This window comes from Clostridia bacterium (assembly GCA_017394805.1).
GTDB lineage: Bacteria > Bacillota > Clostridia > Christensenellales > CAG-1252 > RUG14300.
Map to the genome: position 1 here is coordinate 1 of JAFPXC010000013.1, position 23735 is coordinate 23735.

The following is a 23735-nucleotide window of genomic DNA, read 5'->3' on the forward strand; positions in this document are numbered from 1 at the left end:
ACTTGATGTTGACTTTGGGACGAACATGTCTTTTGTTAGACTACTACCAAACGGACCTTTTTTATATAAAGCTAAATTATCCAATCTACTCCACACCCAGCCGTTTGGCAAATCAAACGGGATCGATTCGGTAATATCTATGTCTTTACCGCCGATATGTTCGTAATAACAGTTATCATCACCTTTGTAGATGTAACTCTCGACGTATTTCTTGCCGAGTTTTGTCTTCTTCTCGGCGCGAATACGCTCTAACAATACACTTGCCGGTTCGTCACTTGGATCCTGCGGTACAAGTTTGCCTTGTATAGCGTATTGCAGGATAGACTTCTTGAGTTTATCGTATATTTCGCTGTCTATCTTGGTTTTTTGCTGTTCAAGACGGTCATACTCTTTGAGAAAAGGTAAATATTTTTCTATCTCATAAACAATTAGACTTTGCTCCTTTAGCGGTGGAATAGGAATGATTAACTGAATTAAACGTTCCTTCCCTAAATTATAAAATGCTTGTCCTGACTTTTTTGTTATAGATCTCAGCTGTTTATTAAAATACGAGCTTTGTAAAGCATACAGCATATATTTAGCAAAGATGGTTGAACTACAATACGGTCTTATAATAAAAACAAACCCGCCAGCCGTAACATTATTGTAGTTATGTTCTACCAATGCTAATTTTCCAATGTTTTCAATACTCGTTACAGCTGGAGTAATCAGATCATTGCGTTGTAAAAGGATGCTGTCGGATACAAGTTTCGGATTTATAAAAATGTCGTTATCCAAAAATCTGTATTCTCCTTGAAGTATATTACCTCCACGCAATACACGAGTTTGTGTGATATCATTAGTCGCTTGTTCTTTCTTAAAAGAAGCTCCTGTTTGTATATAAAATAAAGAGCTTATCCGCGCAAAAGCCCACCCTTCGGGCAAATCAAAATCGCTTACTTCGTCTTCGATATTACGTACTTCATTCCCGATCTTCTCATAATGGCAATTATCATCACCTTTAAAGATGATGGAATCGGTTTTATCCTTCTTGATTTTGCCCTCTTTAATGAGCTTTTGTTTTTCAGCGCGAATGCGTTCTAAAAGAACGGACGCGGGTTCGTCGTTCGGATCCTGCGGCACAAGTTTACCTTGTATCGCCATTTGCAAAATGGCTTTTCTTAATTGTTCGGCTTTCATTGTATATCTATTTTTTCCTCTAATAAGCGTCGTTCTTTGGCGATATAATCCTGCAATTCTTTTTCGGTCGGCAGGGTGAATTGATACTTTGAAGCAAAGATGTTTTTCCCGTCGTTTAACACGGAATATTTTGCCATGGTTTCGTTCTTCTCCGAGCAAAGAATGATACCTATCGTGGGATTATCGTCTTCGCCCTTTTGCGTTTGGTCGTAAATGCGAACGTAAGAATCCATCTGCCCTATATCCTGGTAGGAAAGTTTTGTCGTTTTCAAGTCGATCAAAACAAAGCATTTCAGAATATAGTTGTAGAAAACCAAGTCGATATAAAAGTGGTCGCCGTCCAAATCAATATGTTTTTGTCTTGCGACAAAGGAAAAACCGCGCCCTAATTCCAATAAAAACTTCTGCAAGTTATCTATTAAGGCTTGCTCTAATTTCTTTTCGTACAGGTCGGCAGAAGGTTGTATACCTAAAAACTCCAACACATACGGATCCCTTATAAAGTCGCTCGGTTGTTTTGACGGTTCAAGAGAAAAGATTTCCTCTTTTACTTGCTCTTTGTTTTTACTTGCAAGCAGTCTTTCATAGAAGAAAGAGTTAATTTGCCTTTCAAGTTGGCGAGAACTCCAATTTGACTTTGCACACTCATCCATATAAAACAAGCGCGCGTTATTATCTGCAACCTTGAGCAATAAGCGATACTGCGTCCAATTCAATTCACCACGCAGTGAGTGGTAATTCGGAAATGTCAAATAAAATTGGCGCATATATCTCAGGTTTGTAACGGTAAAACCTTTGCCAAAGTCAACGGTCAGCCGTTTGGATAACTCTTTTATAAAGTCGGAAGCATATTCTGCTCTTTCTTCCCCGCCCTGCAATTCCACGATTTTCTTACCTATATTCCAATAGGCTGAAACCATAGCGGTATTTGCCGCTTGATAAACTTGATTACGGGTGTTTTCAAGTATCTGTTTAATTTGTTCGTACGATTTTACATCGAGAAGTTCATTCATTTGCGTTATCTCCCAACAAACTCATAATTTCACTAAGGACTCTGTCAATATCCGCGTCGAGGCTGGCGCGCTTTTCGCGGTAATTCTTTATCAAATCTTGCGGGGCAAGAATCTCTTCTTCCTCGTGAGGGTAGCCGCACAGATCAATATTATAATTCAACGCGGCGATCTCTTCAACCGTGTATTTCTTCGCTTTGGGGAATTCGTCTATGACGATCTCCTTTCTATCCGCCCACCAATCAACGGCGGGCGCAAAATGCTCAATTTTCATTGGTTTCGTCTTGGAAAAATGCTTATATCCATCCGGCATATCCAAACGGTAGAACCACGTTTCCTTGGTGGGTTTGCTCTTATCGAAAAATAAGATGTTAGTAGTGATAGATGTATAAGGAGAAAACACACTTTGCGGCATGCGAATAACCGTATGAAGATTGAAATCGGCAAACAGTTTCTTCTTAATGGCAACTTTTGCGTTGTCTGTTCCAAACAAGAATCCATCTGGAAGAATAACCGCCGCGCGACCGGATGATTTCAGCCGATACATAATAACGGACATAAACAAATCCGCAGTATCACTGCTGGCAAGATCGGACGGAAAATGTTTTTTTACATCCGCCTTTTCACTTCCGCCATAAGGAGGATTCATCAAAATAACGTCAAATTGATCTTTGAAAGTATAGTCAAGAACATTGTGAAGGAGTGAATTGTCATGATATACCTCCGGCATATCGATATCGTGCAATAGCATATTCGTAATGCATAGCATATACGGAAATTGTTTTTTCTCCACGCCGTAAATGGAATTATTCAGTTTTTTTACGTCATCGGTCGTTTGAACTTTCTTTTCAAGTTCTTTTAGCCAACTTGTCAAGAATCCACCCGTACCGCACGCGAAGTCCGCAACCTTTTCTCCGACTTTTGGCTGAATCACCTGCGCCATAAAATCGGTAACGGCGCGCGGCGTATAAAATTCACCGGCGGAGCCTGCGCTCTGCAGTTCACGCAAGATGGACTCATATATCTCTCCAAATGCGTGACTCTCTTCGTTATCACTCAAATCAAGATCATCAATGACGTTAATGACTTGTCGAAGCAAAACGCCGTCTTTCATATAGTTGTTGGCATCTTCAAATGTTGTCTTGACAATCGCTTTTTTGATCGGGGTCGTTGGATCAACCGATACACCTTTAATAAGTACGTTGCCATTACCATCTTTAATATCGTTTCCTTTTAGTACAGGGAAAACAGTATTGTTGACAAAGTTCAAAAGAGCATCGCCGGTCATGCCTCTGCCATTTTCTTCGTGTGCCCAATTACGCCAGCGGCATTGCGCGGGGATGATGGAAACATAGTTGTCCTCATTGAATTCCCAGTCAGCTTCTTTTGTATCGTAGACCTTCAGAAATAGCATCCATGCAATTTGCTCTATTCGTTGCGCATCGCCGTTAATGCCTGCGTCGTTGCGCATGATGTCTCTTATTCTCTTCACAAATCCAGAAATGTTGCTCATATGTTATGCCGCCTTATAGATTTCATTTGCTAATTCTCTGACTGCTCTCAAGTAGCCATCTTTACCGCCAAACAACTGTGCGATTCGTGCAGGTTTACCGAATTTCACAAAAGGATCAAGTTTCAATACGTCTGTATCTTCGATTTCGTAAATGCCTCCGTCTGCATATTTTTCAAGGAGTGCTTCCAAAACTTCTCTTGCCGCGCCGCCGTATTTAGCAAAAACATTGCGCTTTCTAACGTTTTCAGCACGTTCTCTACGAGTCAAAGGTTTCTGATTAAACGCTATATGGCAAATAAAGTCGAAGTCGTCCACATCGGACATACCTTCCGCCGCTTTGATTTGTTCCAAGTCAATGCCGCGCTCGGCAAGCAACTCTCGTATCTTTTCTTTTTTCTCTTCTTTCGTCCATTCCAAAATGAAATTTTCAAGAGAAGCATATTCGCCAAAGATGTTCGCTTTCGTGTAATCGATAATGCTTTCTTGCCGTAGCAGTTTTCCGTCGGTATCGTATACGGAAACTATCTTTTGCAAGACTTCCACTCGACAACCACGATTATCGACGACATATTTATGATTAGGCTCAACGGGTGGCGTAGGCAATACCGTCTTGCCATTCGGCGTTTGTTTGGGTGTGACATGCGTAAAATGCTCATCTTGTTCGACAGGTCCGTCCCAATCGGGATCGGCAAACAAACGTGTCACGCCACGGAAATCCATAATCATAAAGTGCGTTTTCCCATCCGCAACGCGAAGCCTTGTTCCTCGGCCGATGATTTGTTTGAATTCTGTCATTGAGCCGATCATCTCATCTAATACAATTAATTTGACCATTTTACAATCGGCGCCCGTCGAAAGCAACTTTGACGTGGTCGCTATAACGGGATATGGCGCTGAAACCGAAATGAAATAATCCAGTTTTCCTTTGCCATATGTATCGCTACCGGTAATCCGCACAACATAATCCGGATTGTCCTTACACATGTCGGCGTTAAGATTTGTCAACGCGATGCGCATACGTTCTGCGGCATCCTCTGTCGCACAGAACACGATAGTTTTAGACATTCTATCGGTTGATTTGAGATACTCGGTTATTTCTTTGGCGACCATGTCAATGCGATCTTGCAAAATGATATTGTAATCATAATCGCTATTGTTGTAAATCCTGTCCTCGATTTCGTAGCCAAAGATATCGAGTTGACCTTTGCGCGGACGCCAGCCGTCATCAATATCCGTTTTTATGCGAAGAACCTTGAACGGCGCTAAAAAACCGTCGTCTATACCTTCTTTCAAACTATACTTATAAACTGGTTCGCCAAAATAGTCAATGTTGGAAATGAACGTCGTTTCTTTGGGCGTCGCAGTCATACCGATTTGAGTCGCAGAAGTAAAGTATTCTAGTATTTTTCTCCAACGGCTTTCTTCTTTCGCACTACCACGGTGGCACTCGTCTACGATAACTAAATCAAAAAAGTCTTTATCAAACAACTGACTGTAATGTGCGAGCATTTCTTCGTCGGTTTCATCTTCTCCGTCTTTCTTGTTCCTGACTAATTGCTGATAGAGTGAGAAATAGACTTGATGCGACGTAATCGTCGTTCTATCGTCTTTTGCGAAATTGATCTTATGGATTACTTTCTCCAGCGGCTTAAAATCACCGCTGATGGTTTGATCGACAAGGATGTTTCTATCAGCGAGATATAGTACTTTTTGTTTTAATCCGCTTTGCAAAAGTCTGTATACAATTTGAAATGTCGTGTAGGTTTTACCTGTTCCCGTTGCCATAACGAGCAAGAGGCGGTTTTGTCCTTTTGCAATCGCATCCAGTGTTTTGTTAACGGCAATTCTTTGATAGTAGCGAGGTGCATATGTTTTTTGACTAGTATAATATGGTTGATCAATGATGGCTTTTTGAACAGCAGAGAACCCCTTATCGCCATTTAGTTCTGCATTGTATCTTGCATACAGTTCATCGGGCGTCGGAAAAGCGCCTAATGATATTTCTCTCTCTTTTCCGGTCAAAAAGTCATATTCCTGAAACGCATCTCCATTGGAACTATATGCAAAAGGGACATCCAGCATTTTAGCATACTCTTTGGCTTGTTGCATGCCGAAAGAAATCGAGTGATTGTTGTCCTTTGCCTCGATGATGGCAATGGGATACTCTCGCCTGAAATATAGCACATAATCCGCTTTTTTCGGCGCTTCTCGATTGATCTTATTTCCACGAAGATTCACCTTACCATCGGTGAACTGAACTTTTGTCTCCATTGTAATTTGATCCTGCCAACCCTTTGCAAAAAGACTCGGCGTGATATAGTTCAGCTTTATATCCTCTTCGGTCATTTGTTTCTTATCAAGTATGGTCATATCGTTCTCCCATATTGCTTCCTAATTCTCATAATCCCATTTTATCGGAACCAGAAGATAAAACTAATGCTTTTCTATGAATCCATATAATGATCTTTTTATCCTATCCTTCGCCATGGGATCAATTCTAGCCATATTGACAATCTGATTTACACGATTAATGTCCCCATTTTCAAAATAATTCAAGATACATTCTCGTCTTAATAATAGCGGCATAAAACTATTATCTTTATCAATTAATTCCTTCAAAGTTACATACGATTCTCTCATTTTAGTAATATCTTTAAGTTCAGCATAAATATCAAATAGATCTCTATAATAATAGATTTGATTTTCAAATAATAACTTATTCTCTATCATTATTCTTAAAGCATTATGATAGTCATGTTTAACATAAAAGCTGTAATATGCTTTCATGTTGGGATAAAACTGTTTGGATGTAATTGGTAATCGATCTACTTCTTTTGCTTTGTTGAGAAGTTCTTCTACCACATCCAATTTGATAACCTTTTGACGTATTGCGCATTTAAAGTATTGAAAAATGTTGAAGATGTTATCTTGGAAGCGATTATAGTTTTTTTCTGCCAACTCTAATGCTGCATCGTACTCTTCTAGTGCAATATACGTTTCAACCAATTCTCTACTTGCTCTAAAATAAGAGCTATTCTCATTTAAACATGAGATGAAACACTCTTCTGCTGTATCATATTTCCCAACAAGTTTATAATAAAAACCTTTTATAAAATCCGCTTGGAATTTTTTCAAGATATACTCATTTTTATACTTTAATTGTAGTATTTCAAAAACACTACCATCCTTTTCCCTTACCAGGCACATGGCGTAATAAAAATAGAATGTTTGCTTTAATGTCAACTCCCATACCTCTACGGCATCTAAACATTTTTGACATATATCCTTAACTCTATCATAAACCTTTTTGTTGTATAATTGAATAATAGATTTTAAGATAATAGAAGGATATATTAATTGACAATCATTCAGCCATGTATTTTCTTTTACTAGTTCTCCCAAGTTCTTGGAAATCTGAGAATAACAATAGTCATCTAATTCATTGACTTTTAAGCAATCTTTGAATTTTCTAAATTCAAGTTGTAAATACTTAACTATATCACTTGGAATACTTATTCTATTTCGTTCGATATAATCAATTACTGTAGATGAAACAGTTAACAAATCATTGTTAATGCCAGTTCTTCTACAAATACAAAAACGTAATAACATGTTATAAAAGTCTTTATAATCCTCATCAAGTTTATTGATCTCTACTATTTCCGAAATAGGAATATTCGAATAACTCGAAAGGAATGATAGATACGATAAAAACTTGTTTTTTCGATCGTCTGTAAAGTTCATCAACCCCAAATACTTGTCAAGAATTCTTATAGTACTTTGGGCGACAAACTCTACTATCTCATGCGATTTTCTTTTTACATCTTGCAAACTGTCTGCAAGTATTTTTTCAATGCAAAAATGTATTTGTAACGGATGCCCTGTTAATATATTTTGGAAAAACCTAATATCATCAATACCAAGAGAAAGCCCACTTTCTTTTGACAATTTATCTAATAGTTTCAGTTTGTTTGGATTATCTAATTCGGGTATTTCTTTAATAAAGAATGCTCCCGTCCTTTTGTTGTTACGCACTCTCTGATTAGCAACAATGCCCAAAGTCAACTCTTCTCTTATGCTCTCTATTGATTTTAGAAGCCACCATACAACATCTCCGCTCTGAATTAACACATCGTCATCTCTGAAAATAATAAACTCTTTACTGTTTTGGACCAATTTAAAACAGGATTCTAAACGTTTAATTTTATCATCCAAACTTAAAGCATTTATCTCTGCAAGATAATCTTTATTGTATTCACCGAATCCATTATCTATCAGTTTAGAAATAACATCATCAATAGAATCATTTTTTTCAAGCGATATTACTATTGGATCATAATAATCCCCAAAAGTTCTAGGCACCTTAATACATTGTCGTATAAATGCTTCTCTCCCGATTCCTTCTATTCCGTAAGCAATAATTCCTTGATAAGCTTTTTGCGTGTAATAATGAGTATCGAATTCTTTTAACAGATTTTCATGACCAATATACAGCCTATAGTCATTATTGGGCTGGGTTTCATTTAATTGCGCAAAAAGATTTTTAATTTTTCTATACGCTAATTGAGGACTACCAATAAAGCGTAAATTATATGCACCAATCCCATTTTTGAGCCACTCTGGTATGCGATCATCCGTATAATTAATTGAATGATCAATGATTATCGGATAAAACTGTTTTATCTTTTCATTTTGAATACCTTCAAAAGCGAATTTGATTTCGCGTTGAACCCACTGACTATTTAGTGCGGTATCTGAAAGAAAAAGCACAAACAAATCTGTATTTGAAAGAGTGTTAAGAATTTCACTTATTGTTGGCATCCCGCCCTCAAATGAATACTTATCATAATAAGCAATGTCTTTGCCAAATTTATTGGCAATATATTCAACATATTCTTTATCTTTACTACTATGTGATAAAAAAATTCTATTCATATCTATTCCTCAACTTTCCTTATCGTTATATCTAGCGATTTGCCATCAGCATTTTTCCATTCTACCCAACCGTTTGTCGAACCACCTAAAACGAAATCACTTGCACCGCTCGGCGTATTAAATATCAGATTCACATTAAGAAGATAAACATCACCATCTTTTCGAATGTCTCCCTTCGAAAATAGTTCGGCTCTTTGTTTGTTGTACTTGGCAAGATGAACAGGCTTTTCGTAATTGATTTGCGAACCTTCTAAAACCTCGAACTTCTCGCCATCATAAATGCCATAAGCCTTTATACCATTTCTTGTCGTATGTAGAATATCGGCTGAGTTACGATTGGTTTTTGCGTTGTCCATCTTATAGCCTTGCGTCGCCATAATAAATTGTATTTCCTCATAAACTTCTTCGATAAGCGGCAAATCGTATTCGTCAATCTCATATTTGGGGTTTACAGTGTTTTCTACCTTATACCTTTTGGACTCGTATGCTTTTTGAATAGCATACTCTTCAAGCCCGCTGATCATATCCAAAGAAAAAGTTTTGTTGTCCGCTAAAAACATTATGGCTTTATTCCAAAAGTCTTTTTGTCTATTGTGATCATCCAAACGAGTGATACCATTCCGCGTTTGCCCAACATATATTTGAGCAATCATGTTTTCGTCATTTTCATTGATGAGATAGTATATCCCGGGGCGATTGATACCGGATAACTTTTTTGCTTCCGAAAGAAGCGGACGAGGAATGACATACGTTGTCATCGTAGACAGATGTCGTCTTATCGACCGAATACCATCCGGTTGTCCGTTATGATAGATGATTTCCAATTTCTTACTGGTCGCCATATCTTCTGAACTCTCCACTATTTGTCCACGTCAATAAAGTCCATAATATCGCCGATATTGCAGTCAAGCACCTTGCATATTTTTGCAAGAATCTCGGTGTTAACATTCTCATTGCGCCCCAGCTTAGCCATAGCGGTTGTAGTAATGCCGGTTGCCTTACGCAGATCCTCTTTTTTCATGTCTTTGTCAATAAGCAATTTCCAAAGTTTCTTATAACTAACTGCCATATTAATTCTCCATCTATTAAGAATATAGAACTTAAGTCTATTGTACCATATCTCCTTTTTCTTTTCAAGGTATTCTCTAAAAATTGGAGATTATTTTTTAAAAATTGGTGAAGCATCTTGAATAATATCCCTATTAATGGTATAATGTTTACAAAACAAAAGAAAAGGAATCATTATGGCAAAGTTAGTACCATATTCAGAATATAAAGAAGCCCGTGCGCGAGCGCAAAAACTCATTCATGACGTACGAAGGCATCCTTCAATACATAAGCACTACAAGTTTGTTCTGCGCCCAATTGGGTCGCAAAGTCGACGTTGTGTCATTAAAGATAATAATGGCAAGTACGACTTGGATTATCAAATAGTAATAACCAAGAATTCCAAAGATGGTGACGGTGACCCGACTGCAATCAAAAAAGCTTTTTTGCAAGCATTTACAGATTGCAGAAACAATAACGAAAGCGTAGAAGATTCTACGACAGTAGTGACCGTCAGATACTCAAAAAATCAAGGCAAATTCGACGCTTCAAAAGAGAAGTTTTCTTTCGATTTTGTCATAATAAGCATTGATGAAGAAAAACGTATCCGGCGCAACGGCCCAAGCTTGTACACTTGGAATGAATTACCATCTCGAAATACTTATATTTATGAGCGATATAAAAGACTCAATAGTGTGCAACAACGAGAACTGCTAGAAAACCATTTGATACCACGGATCATCAACGAAAAACAAAAGGACAAAAGCCTTCGTTGTCCCACGATAGATTTTTTCTATCAGGAAGTAAATAACTACTACCAAAGGAACAAATTGCAATGACAAAAGAAGAACTGCTTAAACAAATACATTGTAAAACGGAGGAAGAACGGCAGAAAGCCGAGTTTTATTTAGAAATGAAGGGCATCGCCTTTCATAAAGCGATTCTTGATTATCTGTGTCAAAAAGAGAATAAGACTATTCCGGAATGGTCAGATCTATCCAACGAGCTACGTTCCGATAAAGCGCTTCGAGATATTTTGTATAAGTATTTAGCGACTCTCGAAGAATACATTCGCGCTTACATTTCAAACAAATACGAAGACACCGCTACTCAACAAGATTTTTGGATTGATACTAGCCGATATGATTATAACAAAATAAAAACCCAATTAATGAGCGGGAAACCTCTTTTCAAAACCCTTGAAGATGTCGATTTCGGCACATTAATAAAACAAGTTAGGAGTTTGCCTGAAATCGATAAGCACGAATTGTTTTATGGGGTTGGAACTGACGAAAACTTGGACGCTGTTAAGGAATTGCGCAATGCTGTCAGCCACCACAAATTTCTTAAATTGTACAAATTCAAAGACTGCAATGTGGATGGAATTGATTCCGATTCATTAATCGCAAATATTCAAAACTTGCGCCAGTTATTGCCTTCGCTATATCGCTTTGGCGAAAACGGAATGGGCGGAATAACACAAGAACTTAAAAAACTCAATTTATAATGGTTAATTAAAACAATAGATAGAGGACACAAAATGAGTATACAATTTGAATTAAAAGATAAAGAACTGTTGTTTTGCTACACTCCTGAAAACGGAACTGATTTTATTATTCGCAAATTTGAAAAGAACGAATCAATTCTTATTAAAAACACTTTTTGTTTTACTAAAAAGCATTGCCGCTCAGAAATAGATGAAGTAGAAGATTCTGTTATATTCTGCATTGGAACAATCAAAGATTCTTATATTCAAATCGATTCTGAGGTAATCGAAACTATTCATAATTTTTATTTTGATAAAAAGATAAAATTAAAATCCTCCATGTTTGTTGCCTACAGAAATATATCAATCCTAAAAAAAATAGACTCTCTAATTGATAAAGATTTTTATATCGGCGGTGAATGGGATAAGAATGAAGGAATACCGTTTGAAGCATTTAAGCAACTGTTGGATTTGTTTCCAAAGACAGCTGAATTGGACAAGTATGCTGACAGCCGCATCAGCTCGATTCTAAAAGAATACTTTCCCGAATCCGATCGATATGAACATATATTTAATGCTTTCATCAATAAGAAAAATCTTTCGTTAGACACCTTAAGGAAAAATGAAACGCCTAACACTAATCTTAAAATAGAATATGCTCAGTTTACATCAATAGAGTCTCAACTCAAAGACATGCTTTTCTCTTCAATTTCAATAGACGAAGCAGAATGGCAAAAGAAGATCAAAGATATCATTTGTATTCTCTATCCAAAATATATTTATTCTAAACGAGAAGTAGAATTTGAAGGTGCTGACAAATACAATAAAAAACCTGATTTTATCTTGGTTGATTCTAATGGCTACATTGATATATTAGAAATAAAGAAACCCGATGTTCAACTATTAACGAAACAAGCGTCTTATCGGAATAATTATGTTCCCGTTAGAGAATTAGCAGGTGCTATTCAACAAATCGAAAAATACATATTTTGTCTAAATTCATCCGAAAAAAATGAGAAAAAAGTAATAGAAAAGTTGAAAGCCGATAAAATTTTAGATAATATCAACATTAAAGTTGTTAATCCCCAAGGAATATTAATTCTCGGCAGAAGCAATATTTTCAATCAACAACAAAAAGACGATTTTGAACTCGTAAAACGTCAATATAAAAATATTGCAGATATTATGACATACGACGATTTATTAGGTCGACTTCACAATATCATTACAACACTAGAGAAAAGAATCGCAGAAAAAATAACGCTATAAAACTAATTGGAGCAACAACAAATAATCCCTTTGTGTGCAATAAAGTTCAAACTGACATTCAGGTGCGCCGCCAGAAGAGAATAATACGAACAATGATGAAGAATTGGAGTTCGTATTATTTTTCTATAACGATTATTTCGGTGTAAGGATAGACCGATGAATACGAAAAGAAAGAGAAATCCGGGCAAGCGATTGCTCGGATTTTTCTTTATATTAAACCTTCTTCCCGTTGCCCGGATGGAGAATATTTTTTCAATAATGATTTTCTTGCTTACGTTCTCTTTTCCACCATGATATTAAACCATAAAGGTCATTCACGAAAAATATAGCAAAACATATAGCAACACTTATGTACGCCTTATTTTCTAACGACGCCGTAGACCACATCGTTATTAAAACGATATCATTTGCTAAATATGCTGCGGCATAATACTTGCTTCTTCTTAATGTTAAATAGGACGCGATAAAGGATGTTAGCACTGATATCGTTGATATAACTATATTATTTGTTCCTAATGCATTCAGCAAATAATAAAACGCCGTTGTAACTATTACTGATAATCCGATAAGAAAAAGATATTCCCGTATTTTCAACTTATTAACGACCACCGTTTTATCATTTTTGCTCGTAGGGTGTTTTAACCAAGAAATCAAAGAAAGGATCGCTATGCCGCCCGTCATACCAAGATACGTTATCATCTCGCCATAGTATTTGTATCTATATGATATTATTGAATAAAGGATGGCGAATACTATAACAAGAACTTGTCCTATCGGATGACCTTTTGCACAAAATATAAGATAGAAAACGCCGACTATAAATGTGGATAGATAAAGATAATTTCTGCCATCAAAGATGGAAAAGCAAACAATGACGGTAACAAGCGAAATGGAAAACAAAATCCATTCAAATACAGATAAGAAATCAAATATTTTTTTCAAAATAAAAAACCTCCTGTACAAGTCTCCTTCTAAGACCTAACGGAGGACTTTATCTGACAAAGTCAGTTTGTCAACCCGGTAGCTGACATTATTATATTATCATAAAACTCTCCGAAAATCAATTATTTAAAGTTACAAAAGTTCCTGACCGTCGAGAAAATCGAAAGTTATCTGAACGCCGTTATTTGCGGAGATATACAGGAAATGTCCGTCCGCAAGTTGATAGTGAAAACCTTTATCCGAGAGTCATTTCAGATAACGACAGCGTAACGATAACGTACAATTTCTGCGAAGATTATATACAAAAAATCCTCCGCCATAGGCGAAGGATAATTCCACATCGGGTATCACTATTATTTCACCGCTTCCGGGGGGCGTCGAAAAGGACTGCAAAGGAAACGAGCGCATTCAGCAACGGTTCACGATTGCCATGTTCCCACAGGCTAATGATACATAGGCTTACGCCGATCTCACGTGCCAGCCGAACCTGACTGACGCCACGCTCTATGCGTGATGCTTTTAGTTGACGGCAAAACGATTGGTCATTATATCTTATCTACCCTATTACTTACAAAAGTTATATATAAAATCATACATTACTTCGCGCGAATGTCGCGCTATGCGATTGGCATTGTTGATGGTAAATGCGTGATTATCGGCAAAACGGGTGCTGTGGAACTCTGCACACTCTACGCCCGCGTCGCGCAATTTGCCGATCAACGTTTCTGCTTGTCCTTTTGCGAAAAAGTCTTTTTGAGCATATATAACCAACGTTTTGGGGTGCGAGGGCTTGACGAAGTCTACGGGCGATACATAGGGCAAATATTTCCACGTAGCGAGGTCTTTGGGCTTGACGCCCGAGATGTCCCTGCACACGCCTGTGGTGATGCCGAATGGCAACCTGTGCTTAAGCGAATCTTCTACGTCGTAAACACCGCAGATATATACCACGTGAGAGAAACGTCCCCTCATGTGCCCATACACTTCTTGTAACTCGGCATTGTCGGGAGTCATAGCCATCAGCGCAGCATAGTATGCACCCGAACTATCCCCCGTCACCAGCATACGCGAGGTATCCATACGGTAGCGCTCGGCGTTGTCGATCGCCCAGTTGAAGGCACGCACCAAACTACGCATAGGTGCGGGGCAAGGATATTCCGGGCCCAAGAGATGGTTGACGTTGACCACCATTGCACCCTTCCTTGCCATCTGCGCACAGTGATAGAGGCGAAACTCTTTGTCCCCTGCCGAGAAACCGCCGCCGTGTATCTCGAACACGACGGGGTATTTTTGCTCTGCGGGACGAGGGCGATACAGGATATCCAACTTGAGGTCGGTCTCTTGGTCGAAGGGAATATCACGCTTGATGACCAAGCCTTTCATCGCGTCTGCAATCTTATCGGGCGGATTTTGTTTTTTGTAGAAGAGTTTATCTACCATCATAAAAAGCCGCTTGGTCCCCGTTTTTTTGACGGTGGGACACGGTGGATCGACGTGGCTCTTTTGGTGTATATGTTTGACGTATGCGCTATTTCCTGTGTAAGTATTCATATTTTTCTCCTAATCGTATCGTGCATTAGCGAATCGAGATATAGTGGTAATCGGTTTCGAGGGGAAGGCTGCGACGCTCGACCTGTTTGATGGCGTTGAAAATCATTCTTTCCATCTTTAGCATACATTCGTGTTGGTCGAACGCCACCGCCGAATGCAAATATTTTTCTTCGCAAGCACGCATTTCTTCGGGATGGTCCAACCAGTAGTCGATGACGCGGGCAAGATCCTCGGCGTTCAACGCCTTGAAGACACATCTATCATCCACGGCGAAATTGTGCGTGGCGGACAGTTTACTATCCGATACGATGGTCAGTTTGCCGCAAGCGATCGCCTCGATACAGCTGATGCCCTCCAATTCGATAATGGCGGGGTGAACGTACATATCCGCATAATTCAGCACGTCGATGATCTCGGTGCGAGAAAAAAACTTGAAGATAGGCGCAACGGGCAAATCGGCTGCCAGCCGGCGATATTGCTCTTCCTTAGCTCCCTCGCCACCCAAAATAAGTTGGATCCTGTCTTTGTACTTGCTATGCGCAATGGCTTTGATGAGGGTATCTTGACTCTTCTCGGTGGAATAGCGCCCCGTGGTGAGAACGACGATTTTGTCCGCGAATTCTTGGGGTTTGGCGGTCTCGCGCTTTTGCACGTATCCATGCACGCCGTTACTGATGACGTAGCCGGGGGTAGAGCGCCCAATCGCGCTCTCGAAGGTGTCGCGAATGAACTGCGTGGGATAGTGGATACAATCCACGTGGCGATAGAGGTGATTCCACATAAACCGATTGGTGGCTTTGTTGGCCAACTTGGACTTATTGAGATGGAAGTAGGCGGTGATGTTTTCCGCCTGCATGTGAAATCCTGCCGTGACGGGCAACCCCATCTCTTTGGCAATTTTGATGGCGGATAGTCCCAAAGGCATGGGACACATAATATGCACGGCGTCCACGCCATCCAGCGCGGCTTTGATAACGCGCTCTTGGGGCTTCGCGATGCTCACGCCCACTTTGGCGACGTAGGCGTCCAACGCCTTGCCGAAGTGCATATTGGGCACCACGTAATGGTTGGGCTTGCCCTTGCTCGCTTGGTCGGCGCACAGCACGCGCACGTCGTGACCTTGCCCCTCTAAGAAGCGGATCAAATTGTAGGTTACCACGGCGGTGCCGTTGTTTTCTTTCCCGTATATATCGCAAACGACTGTAATTTTCATATCCGTTACCTCTCTCGTTTTTTGCTCCCTCGAGCACGTATTCAAGTTAACATAAAAAAAGATGGGCGCCAATGCCCATCTCTTAACAGGTCAAAATCATCTCTTAACTTGCAATTTAACGATTATTTTTCTCTGTTTTTTACCATATCCGACACGGTAAAGGCAAGTAGGCCGACGCTCGCCAAGCAAAGGATAATGCCGAAGACAAGGTTGGTATAGCCCAAGCGGAAATCCTCCACAGTCAAAAGGCTCAATCCCAACGAGAACATAGCCGAGCCAAAGATGGCCAACACGACCACACGCACCACGCCCCCGTGATGGAATAGAAAACGGCTCACGAAACTATCGATAAACACCAATGCACCGACAAAGGTCAGAAGGAAGGGGACCGTCAAAGCGACAACGGTGGCGAGGTCGTGCGTGCAGAAGGCGCATCCCACGGCGATGATGGCGGCGTTCAAGGCGCCCATCACGCTGAAAAGGGGTCTGCGGCTCACGCCTATGATGATGATATTGATGGTGCCGTATACACAGAGTATGACGCCCAGGGTAATGCTGACCGCAGCGCTGACGTTCACGCAGAACAGAATGCCCATGGCCAAGGCAAGTATGGCAACCAGTATCCGCTCGATATAAGACGTCACAATCTCCTTACCGTGTATCGTCAAGGTGCCCCTGCCTTCCTCCTGCTCCACGACGTCGGCGGCCACGGCGGCCAAACCCTTGACCCCCATCATATCGTCGATGATCGGCCTAAGGTATGCGCTGATGGCCGCGTAGCCCGCTTGGTTGGGGTGCAAGCCGTCGTCGGTGTAGCGGCGGTCGAACTCTTCGTCCTCCGCGGCAATGACCGAATACACGTCGGCATAGACGTAGCCAAAGGACAGCGTGAGTTCTTTGAGTTTGGCGTTGATGGAGCGGATATGCCCGTGGCCATACTTATAGCGGTTGTGGAAAGATACGTCGGAAACGGGGTAAACCGACTGCACCAGCACTTTGGCATACGGCAGGCGCGCTTTGATTTGCGACAAAACGTCGCGGTAGGTGTCGATGATAAAAGTCTCTACGTCATCGTATCCCTCGGAGAAGTTGTTGGCGCCGCCGTGTAATACTACTACCGAGGGTGACAAACCGAATACGCTCTCTTCGAGCCTGCCGCGAATCCCCTCGATCGTGTCGCCCGATATGCCGCGGTTGAATGCCTTAAGCTCGGGATAGTAGGTATCGAGGTTGCAGAAGTCTGTGATGCTGTCACCCACAAAAACCACGCCGCCCTTTTTGGCAAATCTGTTTTCGGTGCGAAACGCCAAGCACGACGTATTGTAAAGGCGTTTTAGATACACCGAGTCCATATTCATAATTTTGTTGAGATTCTTCATATATACTCCTCTAATATATTACTTTTGACATAGCATAAACATAGCACTCACGACAAAGAGGTCGTCCTCGCGCTCGAAAGCGGCTGTGCCGCCATACTTGGTGGCCACCGCTTTGATACTTTGGGTGCCAAAGCCGTGGTAGTCGGCATTCCCCTTGGTGGTGCGAGGCAAGCCGCGTTTGTCAAAGTCCAGATCGGCAACGCAGTAGTTTTCGATGCGCACCGCATACACCGCGCCGTTGCGCTGGGACGAGAGGCGTATAAAGCGACAGTCCTCCTCCACTCCCAACAGATACTCTACGGCGTTGTCGATGGCATTGCCAAAGAAACTATTGATATCGGCTACGCTCATAAACCCCAGCGCTTCGCCCTCTATCATAGCGGTGATTTGTATATGGTTGACGTCGCACAACAGCGATTTTTCGGTGAGTAGCACGTCCAAGGCCTCGTTGCCCGTGCGTATGTGCGCGTCGTATATAGAGATGGTGCGTTGCACCTCTTCGACAAAGGATTCGTCCATATTGCGCCCGGCCAAAAGGGTGCGCACCTGGTGTTTGAGGTCGTGGCACTTGAGGTTGATGAGCTGCATATTTTGCTGTTGCGTCTCCATCTGACGGCGAAAACCCTCGTGCGACTGCCGCTCGGCCTCTTTTTCCTGCGTGCTTTTGACCCATTCCAACGAAAACCGCTGTACGAACAACACGAACACGCCGAACACGCCCAAAAAAGCATTGAATACCACGGGTATGGTGTTGAGTTCGCTTCCGTTGAAGTCGTTGTTGAAAACGTTGGTGCCCTGTATGCCCACGAAGACGTAAGAAAAAATAACGAAAAGGCCTACCATCGCCCGGCTGCCCGTTCTATCGAAGGATTTGATAGCGCCGGCAAACGGCCGCGCAAAGACAAAGAATACGATGGCCATCACCAAGAGGTGGAATGCGTAATAGAGCACGAAACTCCATACGTTGTAGCCCGTAAACATGGAATAAAAGGGGGATCGAAACCCCAACAAAGCGATGGTTGCCTCGTAAAAGCCGGAGGCCGCCATCCTTGCGGCGGCTGCCGCGACGCTGGCAAACAATATGACGACGGGGCTTTCTTTGAAAAACAGAAAGAACAGTCCGGTGCCGGCGGCAAAAAAGAGTAAATTGGCAACGACGCGCAATATTTCTACGTTTTGCAACGTAAATTCAAACCCCGCTACGTGCGCCCGATACACCCAAAAGGCCGAGACGGTGGCAAAACCGCCCAACGCCAACAGCCCCAACATCACGCGCAAAACGATGTGCTTGCGCCGACGGAAAGAATAGGCGAACATGGCCTCGTACACCACGATGCCCAACGCCGTAGATAAGTGCATGGCAAGATAGAAATCCAAATAGGCGCGCATACTATCTCCTGTTGACGAAGGCAAGCAATGCCTCCAAAAAGGCGGCTTTTTTGCCGCGCGAGAGGGGCAAGCACGCCCCGCCCACGTAGACGTCGACGCCATCGACGCGAGTTACGTGCCCCAAATTGACCAAATAGGCCGACGACGAACGTACAAAGCGATCGGCAGGCAAGCGTTTCTCTTCCTCGGCAAGGCTGCCCCAAAAGCGAAACTCGCCGCCCAAAGTGTGGTAGACGACATAGTGCTGCTCCACTTCTACATAGAAAACGTCGGCGAGCGACACCTTGACGGTGCCTTCGGCCGTTTGCAACGCGACGGTATCGGCGCCGCGCTTCGAAAGGTTTTTGCGCACACGATCCATCATAGAAGCAAAGGCGGGCCAAACCACGGGCTTGACCAAAAAATCCAGCGCCTCTACCTCATACCCTTTGAGGGCAAATTGTTTGAGGTCGGTGATAAACACCAAGGGGACGTAAGGGTCTATTTGGCGCAAGCGTTTGGCCGTTTCCATCCCGTCCAAAACGGGCATTTCGATGTCCATAAACACCACGTCGAAGCCTTGGCGGTACTTATCCAAAAATGCCAATCCATTGGGGAAGTGCTTATATTCGATGGCTAAATCGCGCTCTTTCTGATAGCGCTCTATGTGCGCCATCAGAATGCGTGCTTGCTCGTCTTTGTCTTCGCAAATGGCAATGCGCATAGGCTCTCCTTTGTAAAAACGGATATATTAATATTATTATAACTATTTGCATCGTAACTGTCAATGTGATACGTACAACTGTCACATCGCCGAATGAGAAATAGCCGTGGGCAAAAACAGTCGGGTATAGACAGGGATGAGATGCCTCTATCGAAGCCCCGTGCCACTGTGGGCAACCGGTACAAGATTTTGTCGCCTGTGACGAAGATTCCGTCCCTTCGCTGCCGCGTGCGGCCTCACCAATCAAAAGATAAAGATGGTTTTGCCCTTTCTATCCGTTTTTCCCGAGTCGTTTGCTCCTATACGGTTTTTTGAAAACACTTTTTGTGGCTATAACACAAAATTTCTTTACATAATCCTTTTCAACTACTATAACAATTTGCAAGTAAGTTGCAAATTGGGGTGGAAGGGTCATGCAGAATTACAATACACAACAAAGACAAATATTTCTTGATTTTTTTGCCCGACATACAAATAACCCATCTTAACCTTATAAATGATTAGATCCTAGGTAAAAACAGCATATAATTGGCTGAAAAACGGTTCAAACTTGTGTGTACAGAGCCCGCCAGATGGGAATAATACGAACACCGAGAACAAATCGGAGTTCGTATTATTCTTTTCTAACGACTATTTCGGCGTTAGGATAGAAAGATGAATACTAAAGATAACGGTAATCCAGGCAAGCGATTGCTCGGATTTTTTCATATTATAAACCTTCTTCCCGTTGTTGTGATGGAGAATATTTTTTCAACAAAAATTGTAAACTAGTTTTCAAACAAAAATAATACCAAAATAATACCAAATTTTGGTATCGCTATTTTGAATACTAATCCAAAACCAAAAAGTAATACATTCAATTATCTCTACTTCGTGTTGGAGTCTATAGCGGCTTGAACGAAGCCCACGAACAGAGGATGCGGCTTGTTGGGGCGGGATTTGAACTCGGGATGGAATTGTACGCCCACGTAGAAGGGGCGGTCGGACAGTTCCACGGTCTCCACGATGTGTTTGTCGGGAGAAGTGCCGCTGACGGTCAGACCCGCCTGCTCCAACGCCTCTTTGAAATCGTTGTTGAATTCGTATCTATGACGATGGCGTTCTTTGATGAGCGACTCTTTGTAACAGCGGGCGAGCGTCGTGCCCTCTTTGACTTGGCACGGATAGGCGCCCAACCGCATGGTGCCGCCCTTGATAACGCCCTGCTGGTCGGGCATAAGGTCGATGACCAAATGGGCGCTGTGCTCGTCGAACTCGCGGCTGTTGGCGTCCGCGTAGCCCAAGACGTGGCGGGCGTATTCGATGACGGCTATCTGCATACCGAGGCAAATTCCGAAATAGGGCAAGCCGTTTTCACGGGCGTAGCGACACGCCGAAATCATGCCCTCGATGCCGCGATTGCCGAAGCCGCCGGGTACCAAAACCCCTTTGCAATCCGCCAACACGGCGGCCACGTTGGTTTCGGTGAGTTTGTCGCTGTCTATCCACTTGATCTTGACCTTCTTGCCGCACACGAAACTCGCGTGATTCAAGGCCTCCACGATGGACAAGTAGGAATCGTGCAGCTGCACGTACTTGCCCACCAAGGCGATCTGCACTTCGCCCTTTCTCGCGTGAACGGAGTCCACCATATCCTGCCAATCGGACAGATTGGCCTTGGGAAGCGAAATGCCCAACTCGCGGCAGACCACCTCGTCCATGCCCTCGTTGTGGAGCATGATGGGCACCTCGTAGAGGCAGTCCAAAGTGGTGTTGGAGATGACGCAGTCCTCGGCTACGTTGCAGAACATGGATATCTTGCGCCGAATGTCCTTGCCCACGTCGCTGTCCGAACGGGTGACGATGATATCGGGGTGAATACCCATCGCCTGCAACTCTTTGACCGAGTGCTGGGTGGGCTTGGATTTGTATTCGTCCGAGCCCGAAATGTAGGGCACCAAACAGACGTGAATGAACAGGCAGTTGCGCCTGCCTACTTCCAACGAAAATTGACGAATGGCCTCGAGGAAGGGCTGGCTCTCTATGTCGCCGATGGTGCCGCCTATCTCGGTGATGACCACGTCGGCCTCGGTGACTTCGGCGTTTTTGCGAATGAACGCCTTGATCTCGTTGGTGACGTGGGGAATGATCTGCACGGTCTCGCCGAGGTACTCCCCGCGGCGCTCCTTGTTGAGCACCGTCCAATACACCTTGCCCGAAGTGAGGTTGCTGTACTTGGTGAGGTCTTCGTCGATAAACCGCTCGTAGTGCCCGAGGTCGAGGTCGGTCTCGGCGCCGTCCTCGGTGACGTACACTTCGCCGTGCTGGTAGGGGCTCATCGTGCCCGGATCTACGTTCATATAGGGGTCGAGTTTTTGCGAGGCGACTTTCAGCCCGCGTTGTTTCAGCAATCTGCCCAAAGACGCCGCGACGATGCCTTTGCCCAATCCGGACACCACGCCGCCCGTCACGAAGATGTATTTCGTCATTATTTTAGCCATACTCTCACCTCGTTCGTTTTTCTTATTTTACGACTTTTCGTCGCCCTTGTCACGCTATTTGCCGCTGTCTCCGTAATTTGACAAAACCCTTGCCGACGGATCGGTCACGTCGCACCCCGCCCACGCCTTGTTGGGCATCCAGAAGTCCGCTATCATCTGCGCTTGATTGGGATAAAACCGCTCGAACAGTTCGCGATACAAAAGGGACTCCTTGGTAAACGGCGTGCAATGCGCGTACGCCTGCCGCTTGGCTTCGTACTCCTCGTCGGTGTAGAGACCGTCGGCGTACGCTTTGAGATAGTCCACCATGCTGTGCCCCACCGCGTCCGAAAACGCCGCTTTTTCGCGATAGAGAATGTCCTCGGGCAGGTAATCGCCCTCGAAGGCGCGGCGCAACAGATACTTGCCTTTGCCGTACACGTTTATCTTTTTGGCGGGATCTATCGCCAGCACGTAGCGCACGAACTCCAAATCGCCGAAGGGCACCCGCGCCTCCAACGAGTTGACGGATATGCAACGGTCGGCGCGCAACACGTCGTACATATGCAGTTCGCGCACGCGCTTCTCGCTCTCCGTTTGAAAAGCCGCCGCGTCGGGCGCAAAGTCGGTATATTTGTAGCCGAACAGTTCGTCGGATATTTCGCCCGTCAAAAGTACGCGGATATCCGTCCGTTCGTGAATGGCCTTGCACAACAGGTACATACCCATGCTGGCTCGAATGGTGGTGATGTCGAAGGTGCCCAAAAGGCGCACGACCGTGGGCAGCGCCTCTATGACTTCCTCTTTGGTCATATACACCTCGGTATGGTCGCTGCCGATATAGTCGGCCACCTCGCGGGCGTACTTCAAATCGATGGCGTCCCCCACCATGCCGATGGCGAAAGTCTTGATGGGGCGGTCGCTTTTCTTTTGGGCGATGGCGCACACTAACGAGGAATCCAACCCGCCCGAGAGTAGAAAGCCCACCTTGGCGTCGGCGACGAGGCGCTTCTCCACGCCCGCCACCAATTTGTCGTGAATGTTGCGGCACACCGCGTCCAAATCGTCCTCGATCACCCCTTCGGCGTGCGATATATTGCTGTATCGCACGAATTTGCCGCCCTTGTAATAGCAACCGGGGGGGAAAGGCATGATCGTCGACGCCAAACCCACGAGGTTTTTGGCCTCGCTGGCAAAGACGACGTTGCCGTCCGCATCGTAGCCGTAGTACAGGGGGCGAATGCCGATGGGGTCCCGCGCCGCGACGAAGGAACGAGTCTTGCCGTCGTACAAAACCAACGCAAATTCGGCGTCCAGCATATCGAACATGGCCACGCCGTATTCGTGCCAAAGGGGCAGGATTATCTCGCAATCGCTGTCGCTCACGAAGGTGTATCCCTTGTCCATAAGCATCTGCTTCTGCGCGGCGAAGCCGTACAATTCGCCGTTGCACACGACGTAGTCGCCCCGTAGCGCGAAGGGTTGCATTCCCTCGTCGTGCAGGCCCATGATGGCGAGCCGATGGAAGCCCATCAACCCGTACCCCGTATCCACGACGCGGGTGTCGTCGGGGCCGCGGGACTTGGTAGCGGCGAAGGCTTTGTCGAAAGTGTTGCGGTCTATCTTGTTGCCGCTATATACCATTATTCCACACATATCG

19 protein-coding genes are annotated in these 23735 nt (G+C 43.5%); 3 read left to right on the plus strand and 16 right to left on the minus strand.

The features are described 5' to 3' along the window. From II896_03150 to II896_03180, 7 genes are all read right to left on the minus strand, one after another. On the minus strand, positions 1-1179 hold a 1179-nt coding region (locus II896_03150; GenBank protein ID MBQ4443644.1), incomplete at its 3' end, for a restriction endonuclease subunit S. Further along, positions 1176-2192: a DUF1016 family protein gene (locus tag II896_03155; protein ID MBQ4443645.1), complete on the minus strand. Its 1017-nt coding sequence runs from the start codon at positions 2190-2192 to the stop codon at positions 1176-1178. The genes II896_03155 and II896_03150, both read right to left, overlap by 4 nt. Then, positions 2185-3702 carry an SAM-dependent DNA methyltransferase gene (locus II896_03160; GenBank protein ID MBQ4443646.1) on the minus strand — a complete coding sequence of 506 codons (1518 nt, stop codon included), beginning with the start codon at positions 3700-3702 and terminating at the stop codon, positions 2185-2187. Before II896_03160 ends, II896_03155 begins: the two co-directional genes overlap by 8 nt. A 3-nt stretch (positions 3703-3705) precedes the next feature. Continuing rightward, entirely contained in the window at positions 3706-6072 is a 2367-nt protein-coding gene (locus II896_03165; protein MBQ4443647.1) for a DEAD/DEAH box helicase family protein, read from the minus strand. A gap of 63 nt (positions 6073-6135) precedes the next feature. Further along, complete coding sequence (locus II896_03170; protein MBQ4443648.1) at positions 6136-8637, minus strand: toll/interleukin-1 receptor domain-containing protein; 2502 nt, start codon at positions 8635-8637, stop codon at positions 6136-6138. A gap of 2 nt (positions 8638-8639) precedes the next feature. Continuing rightward, positions 8640-9479 (minus strand): GIY-YIG nuclease family protein, encoded by an 840-nt coding sequence (locus II896_03175; protein MBQ4443649.1) that lies wholly within the window; start codon positions 9477-9479, stop codon positions 8640-8642. A 17-nt stretch (positions 9480-9496) separates the two neighbouring features. Further along, positions 9497-9706: a helix-turn-helix transcriptional regulator gene (locus tag II896_03180; GenBank protein MBQ4443650.1), complete on the minus strand. Its 210-nt coding sequence runs from the start codon at positions 9704-9706 to the stop codon at positions 9497-9499. A gap of 175 nt (positions 9707-9881) precedes the next feature. On the opposite strand from II896_03180, the gene II896_03185 reads away from it, so the two are divergent. Genes II896_03185 through II896_03195 form a run of 3 tightly spaced genes read left to right on the plus strand, consistent with a single transcriptional unit; the run spans position 9882 to position 12439 of the window. Then, a complete protein-coding gene (locus II896_03185; protein MBQ4443651.1) occupies positions 9882-10523 on the plus strand; it encodes a hypothetical protein in 642 nt (213 codons plus the stop codon). After that, complete coding sequence (locus II896_03190) at positions 10520-11191, plus strand: Abi family protein (GenBank protein MBQ4443652.1); 672 nt, start codon at positions 10520-10522, stop codon at positions 11189-11191. The genes II896_03185 and II896_03190 overlap by 4 nt, the downstream gene beginning before the upstream one ends. Positions 11192-11224: 33 nt before the next feature. Further along, complete coding sequence (locus II896_03195; protein MBQ4443653.1) at positions 11225-12439, plus strand: DUF4263 domain-containing protein; 1215 nt, start codon at positions 11225-11227, stop codon at positions 12437-12439. Between the two features lie 252 nt (positions 12440-12691). On the opposite strand, the gene II896_03200 is transcribed toward II896_03195, so the two are convergent. The 9 genes from II896_03200 to asnB all read right to left on the minus strand — a co-directional run bounded on the left by II896_03200 (position 12692) and on the right by asnB (position 23731). Further along, positions 12692-13384 (minus strand): nicotinamide mononucleotide transporter, encoded by a 693-nt coding sequence (locus II896_03200; protein MBQ4443654.1) that lies wholly within the window; start codon positions 13382-13384, stop codon positions 12692-12694. Positions 13385-13739: 355 nt separating this feature from the next. Further along, positions 13740-13937: a helix-turn-helix transcriptional regulator gene (locus II896_03205; protein MBQ4443655.1), complete on the minus strand. Its 198-nt coding sequence runs from the start codon at positions 13935-13937 to the stop codon at positions 13740-13742. A gap of 8 nt (positions 13938-13945) precedes the next feature. Then, positions 13946-14932, minus strand: a complete 987-nt coding sequence (locus tag II896_03210; GenBank protein ID MBQ4443656.1) for an alpha/beta hydrolase — start codon at positions 14930-14932, stop codon at positions 13946-13948. 25 nt (positions 14933-14957) lie between these two features. Continuing rightward, the gene (locus tag II896_03215; protein MBQ4443657.1) at positions 14958-16145 is read right to left on the minus strand and encodes a glycosyltransferase; all 1188 of its coding nucleotides are present in this window, start codon (positions 16143-16145) and stop codon (positions 14958-14960) included. A 122-nt stretch (positions 16146-16267) separates the two neighbouring features. Next, the gene (locus II896_03220) at positions 16268-17524 is read right to left on the minus strand and encodes a hypothetical protein (GenBank protein MBQ4443658.1); all 1257 of its coding nucleotides are present in this window, start codon (positions 17522-17524) and stop codon (positions 16268-16270) included. An 18-nt stretch (positions 17525-17542) separates the two neighbouring features. Further along, positions 17543-18913, minus strand: a complete 1371-nt coding sequence (locus tag II896_03225) for a sensor histidine kinase (GenBank protein MBQ4443659.1) — start codon at positions 18911-18913, stop codon at positions 17543-17545. A 1-nt stretch (position 18914) separates the two neighbouring features. Continuing rightward, positions 18915-19616 (minus strand): response regulator transcription factor, encoded by a 702-nt coding sequence (locus II896_03230; GenBank protein MBQ4443660.1) that lies wholly within the window; start codon positions 19614-19616, stop codon positions 18915-18917. Between the two features lie 866 nt (positions 19617-20482). Beyond that, positions 20483-22084, minus strand: a complete 1602-nt coding sequence (locus II896_03235) for a CTP synthase (GenBank protein MBQ4443661.1) — start codon at positions 22082-22084, stop codon at positions 20483-20485. 66 nt (positions 22085-22150) lie between these two features. Continuing rightward, positions 22151-23731, minus strand: coding sequence for an asparagine synthase B (asnB, locus tag II896_03240; GenBank protein ID MBQ4443662.1), 1581 nt, complete (start codon positions 23729-23731; stop codon positions 22151-22153). Positions 23732-23735: the final 4 nt, after the last annotated feature.